The 11,624-nt window shown below is 71.5% G+C and carries 7 protein-coding genes; 2 read left to right on the top strand and 5 right to left on the bottom strand.

Features of this window, described 5'->3' with window-relative positions:
- Positions 1-61 precede the first annotated feature (61 nt).
- The 5 genes from ABZ641_RS15240 to ABZ641_RS15220 are packed head-to-tail and all read right to left on the bottom strand — an operon-like array spanning position 62 to position 5,745.
- Positions 62-829, bottom strand: coding sequence for a 3-oxoacyl-ACP reductase (locus ABZ641_RS15240; protein ID WP_030272339.1), 768 nt, complete (start codon positions 827-829; stop codon positions 62-64).
- Positions 830-834: 5 nt separating this feature from the next.
- Positions 835-2,199, bottom strand: coding sequence for an aldehyde dehydrogenase family protein (locus ABZ641_RS15235; RefSeq protein ID WP_359982123.1), 1,365 nt, complete (start codon positions 2,197-2,199; stop codon positions 835-837).
- A 53-nt stretch (positions 2,200-2,252) separates the two neighbouring features.
- Positions 2,253-2,951, bottom strand: a complete 699-nt coding sequence (locus tag ABZ641_RS15230) for a gamma-glutamyl-gamma-aminobutyrate hydrolase family protein (protein WP_344627501.1) — start codon at positions 2,949-2,951, stop codon at positions 2,253-2,255.
- Positions 2,948-4,306, bottom strand: coding sequence for a glutamine synthetase family protein (locus tag ABZ641_RS15225; protein ID WP_359982119.1), 1,359 nt, complete (start codon positions 4,304-4,306; stop codon positions 2,948-2,950). The genes ABZ641_RS15230 and ABZ641_RS15225 overlap by 4 nt, the downstream gene beginning before the upstream one ends.
- Complete coding sequence (locus tag ABZ641_RS15220) at positions 4,303-5,745, bottom strand: amino acid permease (RefSeq protein WP_344627512.1); 1,443 nt, start codon at positions 5,743-5,745, stop codon at positions 4,303-4,305. Before ABZ641_RS15220 ends, ABZ641_RS15225 begins: the two co-directional genes overlap by 4 nt.
- A gap of 334 nt (positions 5,746-6,079) precedes the next feature.
- Between ABZ641_RS15220 and ABZ641_RS15215 the strand changes: the two genes are divergently transcribed.
- Both ABZ641_RS15215 and ABZ641_RS15210 read left to right on the top strand, forming a co-directional pair.
- Positions 6,080-6,811 carry an FCD domain-containing protein gene (locus tag ABZ641_RS15215; RefSeq protein WP_359982116.1) on the top strand — a complete coding sequence of 244 codons (732 nt, stop codon included), beginning with the start codon at positions 6,080-6,082 and terminating at the stop codon, positions 6,809-6,811.
- A gap of 457 nt (positions 6,812-7,268) precedes the next feature.
- Positions 7,269-11,540, top strand: a complete 4,272-nt coding sequence (locus ABZ641_RS15210) for a LamG-like jellyroll fold domain-containing protein (protein WP_359982113.1) — start codon at positions 7,269-7,271, stop codon at positions 11,538-11,540.
- Positions 11,541-11,624 lie beyond the last annotated feature (84 nt).

Raw genomic sequence — 11,624 nt, 5'->3', positions numbered from 1 at the left:
CGCAACCCCCCGCGGGCGGCGCCCCCCCGGGGCCGCCCGGCCGTCGCCGGTCCCGCAGGCGCTACTGCGGGGTGACGTAGGCGCCGGAGATGCCGCCGTCCACCAGGAAGGTGTTGGCGGTCATGAACGAGGAGTCGTCACTGGCCAGGAAGGCCACCGCCGCGGCGATCTCCTCCGGCTCGGCGAACCGGCCGAGCGGGATGTGCACCAGGCGGCGGGCGGCCCGCTCCGGGTCCTTGGCGAACAGCTCCTGCAGCAGCGGGGTGTTCACCGGCCCCGGGCAGAGCGCGTTGATCCGGATGCCCTCCCGGGCGAACTGCACGCCCAGCTCCCGCGACATCGCCAGCACGCCGCCCTTGGAGGCGGAGTAGGAGATCTGCGAGGTCGCCGCGCCCATCACCGCCACGAACGAGGCGGTGTTGATGATCGAGCCCCTGCCCTGCCGCTGCATGTGCGGGATCGCGTACTTGCAGCACAGGTAGACGCTGGTCAGGTTGACGTCCTGGACGCGCTTCCACGCCTCCAGGCCGGTGGTGAGGATGGAGTCGTCGTCCGGCGGGGAGATGCCCGCGTTGTTGAACGCGATGTCCAGGCTGCCGTACTCCTCGACCGCCCGCTCGTACATGGCGCGCACCGCCGCCTCGTCGGTGACGTCGGCCTGCACGAACAGGCCGCCGACCTCGTTCGCCGCCTTGGCGCCGGTCTCCTCGTCGAGGTCCACGCAGACGACCTTGGCGCCCTCGGCGGCGAACCGCCGCGCGGTGGCCAGGCCGATGCCGCTGCCCGCTCCGGTGATAACCGCCACCCGGCCGTCCAGTCGCTTGGTCATGCTGGTCACTCCTCCGTGGAGATGAAGACGTTCTTGGTTTCGGTGAAGGCGCTGAGGGCGTCCGGGCCGAGCTCACGGCCCAGACCGGACTGCTTGAATCCGCCGAACGGCGTCGAGTACCGCACCGAGGAGTGCGAGTTGACGGACAGGTTGCCCGCCTCCACGCCGCGGGCGACCCGCAGCGCGCGGCCCACGTCCCGCGTCCAGATGGAGCCGGACAGGCCGTAGTCGGTGGCGTTGGCGATCCGCAGGGCGTCCTCCTCGCTGCGGAACGGCACCACCGCCACCACCGGGCCGAAGATCTCCTCGGTGAACGCCCGGTCGTCGTGCCGCACCGGCGCCAGCACGGTCGGCGGGTACCAGAATCCCGGCCCCTCCGGCGCACTGCCGCGGAAGGCCGCCTCCGTCACGTAGGAGGCCACCCGCTCCCGGTGCGCGGCCGAGATCAGCGGGCCCATCTCGGTCTTCTCGTCCGCCGGGTCGCCGACCCGCACCCCGCGGACGGCCGGCTCCAGCAGCGCCATGAAGTCCTCGAAGACCGACTCCTCGACCAGGATCCGGGAGCGTGCGCAGCAGTCCTGGCCGGCGTTGTCGAAGACCGCGTAGGGCGCGGTGGCGGCGGCCTTCGCCAGGTCGGCGTCGGCGAAGACGATGTTGGCGCTCTTGCCGCCGAGTTCCAGGGTCACCGGCTTCACCTGCGCGGCGCAGCCCGCCATGATCTCCTTGCCGACCCGGGTCGAGCCGGTGAAGACCACCTTGCGGACGTCCGGGTGGGTCACGAAGCGCTGCCCGACCACCGGCCCGCGGCCCGGCAGGATCTCCAGCACGCCCTCCGGCAGGCCCGCCCGCAGGGCGAGTTCACCCAGGCGCAGGGCGGTCAGCGGGGTGAGCTCGGCCGGCTTCAGCACGACGGTGTTGCCCGCGGCGAGGGCCGGGGCGAAGCCCCAGGCGGCGATCGGCATCGGGAAGTTCCACGGCACGATGATGCCGACGACGCCGAGCGGCTCCTGGAAGGTCACGTCGATGCCGCCGGCCACCGGGATCTGCCGGCCGAACAGCCGTTCCGGGGCCGCGGCGTAGTACTCGATCACGTCGCGGGCGTTGCCCGCCTCCCAGCGGGCGTTGCCGACGGTGTGGCCGGCGTTGGCGACCTCCAGGGCGGCGAGGTGCTCGCGGTCGGCGTCGACGGCCGCGGCGAACGCCCGCAGCAGCCGGGCACGGTCCGCCGGGGCGACCCGGCGCCACTGCTCGAACGCGGCCCGGGCCCGGGCGATCGCGGCGTCCGTCTCCGCGAGGCCCGCCAGGTCGACGGTGGCGATCACCTCCTCGGTCGCCGGGTTGACCACCTCGTAGCGGTCGGGGTCGGTCATCAGGTGCTCCTTGTCGGGTGGAGAAGCGACGCGGGCCGCGGCCGGGCCGGCGTTCATCCGCGGGCGGCCCGGGTCAGGGCCTCGAAGAGGCGGAGGTCGTCGGGGTCGGTCTCGGGGTGCCACTGGACGCCCAGGACGAAGCGGTGGTCCGGGAGTTCGACGGCCTCCACGGTCTCGTCCGCGCTCCAGGCGGTGGGCTGCAGGCCGGTGCCGAGGCGGGCGACGGCCTGGTGGTGGTAGCAGTTGACCTTGGTGTGCTCGCCGAGGATGCCGGCCAGCCTGCTGCCCGGCCGGATCCGCACCGGCTGCTGCACGAACACCGCCGGGACCTGCTGGTGGCTGCCGTCGGGCAGGTGCTGCAGCAGGCTGCCGCCGAGCGCCACGTTGAGCAGTTGCAGGCCTCGGCAGACGCCGAGCAGCGGCAGGTCGTGCGCCAGGGCGGCCGCCAGCACCTCGGACTCCCAGTCGTCGCGGGCCCGGTGGGGCTCCCCCGTGCGCGGGTCCGCGGCGGCGCCGTACCGGGCCGGGTCGATGTCGGCGCCGCCGGCGAGGACGACGCCGTCGAGCGCCTCGATCAGCCGGCCGACGCCGCCCGGCTGCGGGGGCAGCAGGACGGGCGTGCCGCCCGCCCGGGAGACCGCGTCGACGTAGGTCTGCGGGACGAGCGAGGCCGTCTGCCGCCAGACCGACCAGGCGGCCTCGTCCTGGTAGCTGGTGATGCCGATGAGCGGGCGGTGGTGCACGGGGCTCACAGCCGCTCGAATCCGCGGCGCCGCTCCCAGTCGGTCACCGCCCGGTCGTAGGCGGCGAGTTCGACCCGGCCGGCGTGCGCGTAGTGCCGGACGACGTCCTTGCCGAAGGCCTCGGTGGCGGCCTCGCTCGCCTCGAAGGCGTCCACCGCCTCGCGCAGGGTGGCGGGCACCCGGGGCGCGTCGGAGGCGTAGGCGTTGCCGGTGAACTCCGGTTCGAGTTCGAGCTGGTGCTCGATGCCGTGCAGCCCGGCGGCGATCAGCGCGGCGACCGCGAGGTAGGGGTTGACGTCGCCGCCGGGGACGCGGTTCTCGAAGCGCAGCGACGGGCCGTGGCCGACCACCCGCAGCGCGCAGGTGCGGTTGTCCCGGCCCCAGGCGACCGCGGTCGGCGCGAAGCTGCCGGGCACGAACCGCTTGTAGGAGTTGATCGTCGGGGCGAGCAGCAGCGCGAACTCCCGCAGGCAGGCGAGCTGCCCGGCGAGGAAGTGCTCCATGGTGCGGGAGAAGCCGTACGGGCCGTCGCCCGCCATCACCGGGGCGCCGGCGGCATCGCGCAGGCTCAGGTGGATGTGGCAGGAGTTGCCCTCGCGCTCGTCGTACTTGGCCATGAAGGTGAGACTGCAGCCCTCCTGGGCGGCGATCTCCTTGGCGCCGGTCTTGTAGACCGCGTGGTTGTCGCAGGTGGTGAGGGCCTCGGCGTACTTGAAGGCGATCTCGTGCTGGCCGAGGTTGCACTCGCCCTTGGCGGACTCCACGGTGAGGCCGGCGCCGGCCATCCCGTTGCGCAGCCGCCGCAGCAGCGGCTCGACCCGGGAGGTGCCGAGCACGGAGTAGTCGACGTTGTACTGGTTGGCCGGGGTGAGGCCGTGGTACGCGCGGTCCCAGGCCTGCTCGTAGGTGTCGCGGAAGACGATGAACTCCAGCTCGGTGCCGGCGTACGCCTGCCAGCCGTAGCCGGCCAGGCGCTCCAGCTGGCGGCGCAGGACCTGTCGCGGCGAGACGGTGACCGGGCGGCCGTCGTGGTGGTGGACGTCGCACTGGACCATCGCGGTGGCCGGGTGCCAGGGCACCATCCGCAGGGTGGCGAGGTCCGGGGTGAGGACGAGGTCGCCGTAGCCGCTCTCCCAGGAGGAGATGGCGTAGCCGTCCACGGTGTTCATGTCGGTGTCGACGGCGAGCAGGTAGCCGCAGCCCTCGGCGGCGCCGGGGACGACGTCGGAGAGGAAGTACTCGGCGGCGAGGCGCTTGCCCTGCAGGCGGCCCTGCATGTCGGTCATGGCGAGGACGACCGTGTCCACGGCGCCGTCGGCGACCAGCTCGCGCAGCCGGTCGAGGGTGAGCCTGGGGCTGCTCATCGGATCTCCAGTTCGGCTTCGAGGGCGGCGAGTTCCTCGGGCGTGCCGTGGACCTTGGGGCCGGTGAACCAGTGCCTGGCGGAGACCAGCCACCACAGGCCGGCGAAGCCGAGGACGACGGCGACCGCGACGGGTGTGTAGTTGAAGCTGACGGCGGTGACGGGGCTGACAGTGGGCAGCATGAACAGCACGGTGATCACGGCCGTCCAGCCGACCGCGACGGTCCCGATGATCCTGCTCCAGCGGCCCAGATGCCAGGGGCCGCGCTGGAAGGCGTCACCCTGGCGCAGTCTGAGGAATGTCGGGATGACGTACGAGATGTACAGGCCGATCACCGAGATGGAGGTGACCGCGGTGTAGGCGGTGGAGTTCCACAGCGCGGGCAGGCCGAGCAGCAGGGCGCCGCCGGTGGCGAGCCAGACCGCGTTGGTGGGGGTGTGGGTGCGCGGCGAGATCCGGTGCCAGAGGGCGGAGCCGGGCAGCGCGCCGTCCCGGGAGAAGGCGTAGATCATCCGGGAGTTGGCGGTGACGGAGGCCATGCCGCAGAAGAACTGGGCGCCGATCACGATGAGCAGCAGCAGCTTGGCGCCGGTGGTGCCGATCGCGTCGATGAAGATCTGTGCGGGCGGCACTCCGGTCGGGCCGTCGAGGGCGCCCTGGTAGTCCTGGATGGCGAAGGTGATGCCGAGCAGCAGCACCCAGCCGGCGACCAGCGAGACGGTGATCGCGTTGACGATGCCGCGCGGGCCGGAGCGGGCCGCGTCGTGGGTCTCCTCGGTCATGTGCGCGGAGGCGTCGTACCCGGTGAGGGTGTACTGGGCGAGCAGCAGGCCGAGCATGGCGACGTAGAACTGGCTGTGGAAGCCGGTGTTGTTGACGAACTCGGTGAAGACGAAGGACGCCGAGGCGTGCTTGGACGGCAGGATCGCGAGCGCGCCGACGATCACGGTGACGCCGACCAGGTGCCACCAGACGGAGACGTCGTTGAGGCGGGCGACCAGCTTCACGCCGAGGGTGTTGAGCAGGCCGTGCAGCAGCAGGATCACCGCGAAGATCTCCACGGTGTGCGCCGGGGTGGCCGCGAAGTCGAACTGCAGGGCGAGGAAGGCGTTGGTGAAGAACGCGGCGCCGTAGTCGACGCCCGCGGTCACGGCGACCTGGCCGAGGAAGTTGAACCAGCCGGTGAACCAGGACCAGGCGGCGCCGCGGCTGCGGGCCAGCTTGGCCGACCAGTAGTAGAGGCCGCCCGCGGTCGGGTAGCTGGAGCAGATCTCGGCCATCGCCAGGCCCACGCAGAGGGTGAGCAGGCCGACCAGCGGCCAGCCCCAGACGATCATCGCCGGGCCGCCGGTGTTCATGCCCATGCCGTACAGGGTCAGGCAGCCGGAGAGGATCGAGACGATCGAGAAGGAGACGGCGAAGTTGGAGAAGCCGGACATCGAGCGGGTGAGCTCCTGGGCGTAGCCCAGCTCGTGGAGCCGCTGTTCGTCGGCCGAAACCGGCGGGGTCGCCGCCGGAAACACGGGTGCGGGAGTGTGCTGTGCTGCCTGGTCGGGTGTGGGGTCGGCGGACATGGGCACCCCTGGGGAGTGAGGCGGGCCTGGACACGCGCAGCCACGGCGGTGTGGGTGCGCCCTCCGAACGTTCAATGGCCCGGAACCAGACCATTGGATGGGCAGCATCGTTCACCCTGGGTTCGGGGCACGTCAAGAGGGGCGCGGCGAAGGACCCGGCCGACCGGGGCCGGACGCCGGGGCTGGGTACGATGCCCGCGTGGACGAGGCAGGGATCGACTGGCAGGCGGGGGCGATCTTCCGGCCCGTCCGGACGGGCAACGCCTTCGAGGAGACCGTCGAACGGCTGCTGCAGGCCATCAAGCTCGGAGTCTTCGGCCACGGCGACCGGCTGCCCGCCGAACGCGAGCTCGCCGCCCGGCTCGGCATCGGCCGCGAGACCCTGCGCGAGGCGATCCGCTCGCTGCAGCAGGCCGGTGCGGTGGAGTCCCGCCGCGGCCGATACGGCGGCACCTTCGTCACCTACCGGATGCCCCCGCCGGACGTCGCCGACCTGCGCCGCGCCGCCAGCGACCTCGGCGAGGAGCTGGAGGACGCGCTGACCTACCGGCTCGTCCTGGAGGCCGGCGCGGCCGAGACGGCGGCCCGCCGCGACCTCACCGCCGAGCAGCGCGCCTACCTGCGGCGGCGGCTCACCGACCTGGAGCAGGCCCCGCCGGAGGAGTACCGGCGGCTCGACTCCCGCTTCCACCTGGCGATCGCCGAACTCACCGGCTCCCGCTCCCTCGCCACCGCGATCGCCGAGGCCCGCATGCGGCTCAACGACCTGCTGAACGCGATCCCGATCCTGGACCGCAACATCGACCACGCCGCCCACCAGCACCGCGGCATGGTCGACGCGATCCTCGCGGGCGACGCCGACACCGCCCGCCGCGCCACCGAGGAGCACCTGGCCGCCACGGCCGCCCTGCTCCGCGGCTTCCTGAGCTGACGGACGGTTCGTCGGCTCACCTCCGACGCCCTTTCCGACCAGACTATTGATTGATAGTCAGAATTGCATCAGATGAAAGTCCGCACCACCGGGACTATGTGACGACTATTCAGTCACTGAGTTGTCATCACCTGACAATGTGTGAGTCCGATCACATTCTCCCGGGCGGGCTTGTCCGAATTTAGTCAGTCTTGCCACGAAATGGCTACCCTGCGCTCTGGTGACATGCACTCACATTCCCATCCCGGCACGTTGACTAAACATTTCTCGATGATCATCATTCGTGCTGCCAACTTAAGATTCGGTTAAAAAGCTGGGGTGTGTCGTGGTCTGGTTGAGACCCGGGCGGGGGTGGTCACCCTCCAGGTGGGTGGCCGCCGCTGCCATTGCAGGCATGGTGGGCGGGATCGGGGCAGTGCCAACGGCTGCTGCAGCGACCTCCTCGTCAACCATCGGTGTGGCCAACGGCTGGGGCGACGACGCCCCCAAGGCTCCCACCGGTACGGAAGGCTCCGCGGTCGCGGAAGCCGAGCGGACCGGCAAGCCCGTCGACGTGGCCGCCAAGCGGTCGGAGTACAGCGACACCGTCGCCCAGCCGGACGGCCGACTGGTGACGACGACGTACGTGCAGCCACACCGCGTACGGAAGTCGGGGGCCTGGGTCGACATCGATCCCACACTCCGCAGGCGCACCGACGGGACGCTGGCTCCAGCGGCGGCAACGGCCGACGTGGTCTTCTCCGGCGGCGGCGCGGGCAAACCGCTGGTGCGAATGGTCTCCCGCGGGCGGGAGCTGAGCCTGTCCTGGCCGACGGCCCTGCCGACGCCGGTGGTGGACGGCAGCACGGCCGAATACCGGTCGATCCTCCCCGACGTCGACCTGCGCCTCACGGCGACCCGGACGGGCTTCACCCAGCTCGTCGTCGTCCGCACCCCGGCGGCGGCGAAGAACCCTGCGCTGGACACCCTGCGGCTGGGGCTCAAGGCGGACGGCCTGGCCCTCAAGGAGGCCGCGGACGGCACCCTGACCGCCGTGGACAAGGGCGCCGGCGGGGTGGTCTTCACGGCGCCGACCCCCGTCATGTGGGACTCGTCGCGGAAGGCCGCCGAGAACACCACCGGGGCGAAGCCGAAGGCCGCCCCGGCAGCCCCTGCCGCGCAGGCGGCCGCCGCTCCGGCGGCGACGGGCACCACCGGTCAGGCCGACGACTACGCGCCGCACGAGGACGCCAAGGTCTCCCGGATCGCGGTCGACTTCCCGGCGGCGCTGGACAGGCTCGTGCTGACGCCGGACCAGACCATGCTGGACGACCCGGCCACGGTCTTCCCGGTCATGATCGACCCCGCGTGGAACACCCCCAACGCCACGGACTGGGCGGGCGTCTCCAAGTACTACCCCACCCAGCCGTACTGGCACTTCAGCAGCACCGGCTCCTACGTCCACGACTGGGGTGTCGGGTACTGCGGTGACACCAGCCGCTGCGTTCCGAAGGACGTGAAGCGCGCGTTCTTCCAGATACCCAACAGCCAGTTCATCGGCAAGCAAATCCTCAGCGCCGAGTTCGGCACCTACGAGAGCCACTCATACTCCTGCAGCGCGCGGCCCGTGGAACTGTGGAGCACCGGCTACATCACCAACAAGCTGACCTGGAACAGCCAGAACGCAGCCGGGTTCTGGAGCAGCAAGCTGCAGACCACGAACGCCGCGAAGGGCTACGACAGCACGTGCCCCGGTGGCTGGCTGGAGTTCGGCGGCACCTCCGGGCCGGTCAAGGACCTCGTCCAGAACGCGGCGAACTGGAACTGGCCGACCATCACCTTCGGCCTGAAGGCCGAGAACGAGAGCGACTCGTACGGCTGGAAGCGCTTCACCGACGACGCCTACCTCCGCGTCAACTACAACCTTCCGCCGCGCCAGAGTCCGATCAGTGCCCTCAGCATGACACCGGGCAGTTGCGTCTCCACCGGCACCACCGTCACCACGTGGCCGAAGATCAACGCGACGGCGACCGACCCGGACGGGGAGGCCATCGGCGTCCAGTTCGCCGTGGGCTGGGACGACGGCACCGGCTACCGCCGTCGCTGGTGGTCCACCGGGAGCACCGAGACGACCACCCCGGCGAGCAACACCTTCAAGGCCTCCGGGTCCGTCTTCTCCTACCAGCTACCGGCACTGCCGGCCGCGGCCGTCGGAGCCTACGGGTGGGACATGAGGGCCTGGGACGGTGCCAGCTGGGGCCCCTGGTCGTCCGACGGTGACCCAACCAACTGCTACTTCTTCCTCGACACCACGGCCCCCGGCGTTCCCGTGGTGTCGTCGGACACGTACCCGGTGGTCGACGACATCACCAAGCCGCTGGCCGCCGCCGACGGCGTGGGCCGGTACGGCACCTTCACGCTGGACGCGCCCGACAACGACGTCGTCAAGTACCAGTGGGGCGTCGACACCGCCGCACCCGACCACGACCTCGCCACGACGAACGGCGCACCGCAGTCGATCAGCGTGCTGCCCACCACCCCCGGCCAGCACCGCATCGTCGTCCGAGCCGTCGACGCCGCCGACCACGCGTCCGGGCTCACCACCTACTTCTTCAACGCGCTGGACGGGCAGACCGAGCGCGCCAACTGGTCCATGGACGACACCGGGGGCACCGCGACTGCGGGCACGCCCGCGAAGGTGAGCGCGGCGCTGAACGCCGGCACGAGCCTCCAGGCCGCCGGGCACGCCGGCACCGCGCTGGCGTTCAACGGCACCGGCGGCGCCTACATCGACGGCCCGGCCGGGCTGCTGGACACGGGCAGGAGCTTCACCGTCTCGGTCTGGGCGAACATCGCCAATGCCGACGTGACGCGCACGGCGGTCAGCCAGGCCGGTGCCAACACGGCCTTCTTCGACCTCGGTGAACGCAGCGGCAAGTGGTCGTTCACCACCTTCACCAAGGACCTCGCGAACGGCTTCGGCTGGCAGTCCGCCACTGGCACCACCGCCGTCGTCCCCAACCGGTGGACGCACCTGACCGGCGTGTACGACTCCGCCGCGGCGAAGGTGTTCCTCTACGTGGACGGCACGCTGGCGGCCCAGGCCGCGGCTCCGTCGTCGTTCGGAGCCGTCGGCCCGCTCGAGTTCGGCCGGCTCCGCTACATGGGCGCCAACGTCGACCCGTGGATGGGTTCCCTCGACGAGGCCCGGATGTGGAGCCGTGCGCTGTCCGCCTCCGAGGTGGCGCAGGTCGCCGGCGACGCGGCCCTGTCGAGCGGTGTGCCCGCCAAGTCGGTATGGCACTTCGACGAGCCCGCCGGCGCGACCTCGACGGCCGGAGCCCCGGAAAGCGATGCGCTCGCTCTGGAGGGCGGCGCGAAGATCCAGTCCGCCGGCATCCGCGGCACCGCGGCGACCTTCGACGGTGTGGACGACCGCGCGCACACGGCGCACCCCGCGGTGGACGCCACCCGCAGTTTCTCGGTCGCGGCCTGGGCGCGGCTGCCGAAGCCCGCGGACAGCGACACCAGGAAGCGGACGATCGTCACCCAGTCCGGTGCCCACGTCGGCGAGTTCGCCCTGTCGTACGCGGCCGACACCAAGAAGTGGGTGTTCACCCGTTACAAGGAGGACACCGCCACCGCCGCGCTCGTGACGGCCTCCCAGCCGAGCTGCACACCGGCCACGCCCGGTACCACACCGTGCTTCGGGCCCTCCGACGGCCAGTGGACGTACCTGGTCGGCGTGTCCGATGCCACGGCCAGGAAGATCCGGCTGTACGTGAACGGATTCCTCGTGTCCGAGACCGACTTCACGCAGACCGCCCCGACGGCGGCGCCCGGGTTCCTCCAGGTCGGCGCGGGCGCGAAGGAGGGCGCGAGCAACGAGTTCTTCGACGGCGACATCGACGAGGTCCGGGCCTGGGACCGGGTCGTCACCGGCCCCGAGATCGCCTCGGCGGTCCGTTCCAAGCCGGTCGTCGCCGGTCGCTGGAAGCTCGACGAGCAGAGCGGGACGACGCCCGCGACCACGCCGGACGACTCGCCGGCAGCCGCCCACGCCACCCTGCTGGGCACTGCCGCCACCGATGCTCCCAGCGTCTACCTCGACGGAACCGCGCTCAACCTGGACGGCACCACCGGCGCCGCGGAGAGCACCACCACTCCGCTCCACACCGACCGCAGCTTCACGCTGACCATGTGGGCGGGCCAGGCGGGTGACGCGACCCGCGACATGACGCTCCTCTCCGTTCCCGGCTCCAGTGGGACGGCGGTCAGCGTCCGCTGGCACTACCTCGGCCTCGACCCGACCACCCAGCAGCCGAAGGGCGAGTGGCAGGCGACGGTCGCCGGCACGGACGGCACCACGGGCGCGACCGCCACCGCGGCGCACGCACCCGGCCAGAACACCGGCAACTGGTCGCACCTCACCGTGGTGTACGACGGCCTCGCCGGCCAGCTCTCGCTCCTCGTCGACGGGGTGCCGGACATGAGCAACTGCAACGGTCAGCCCCTCGGCTGTACGGCCCGCAGCACCGCCCAGCCGGCCTTCAGGCCGTTCGACGCGGCATCCGCCGTCAGCGGACAGGCACGGGTCGACATGGGTGGCACGAAGTCCGCCGGCACCTGGGGGCAGTACTTCTCCGGCCAGGTGGACGACGTCTGGGCCTTCCAGGGCGTCCTCGACGACCGCCAGATCGAGCAACTGGTCAATCCCAACACCGTGGTCGCCACCTCCGGCCTCTTCTGACCGGCAGACCCGACGTGAGGGGCGGACGGCGCACCGGCCGCCGCCCCTCACCCCTTCGCTCCCTGCCGCCGCCCGGCCGCGGGG

This window comes from Kitasatospora sp. NPDC007106 (genome assembly GCF_040634455.1).
Lineage (GTDB): Bacteria > Actinomycetota > Actinomycetes > Streptomycetales > Streptomycetaceae > Kitasatospora > Kitasatospora arboriphila.
Note: the sequence above shows the minus strand (reverse complement) of the source record. Positions and strands in the feature narration are given on the sequence as shown.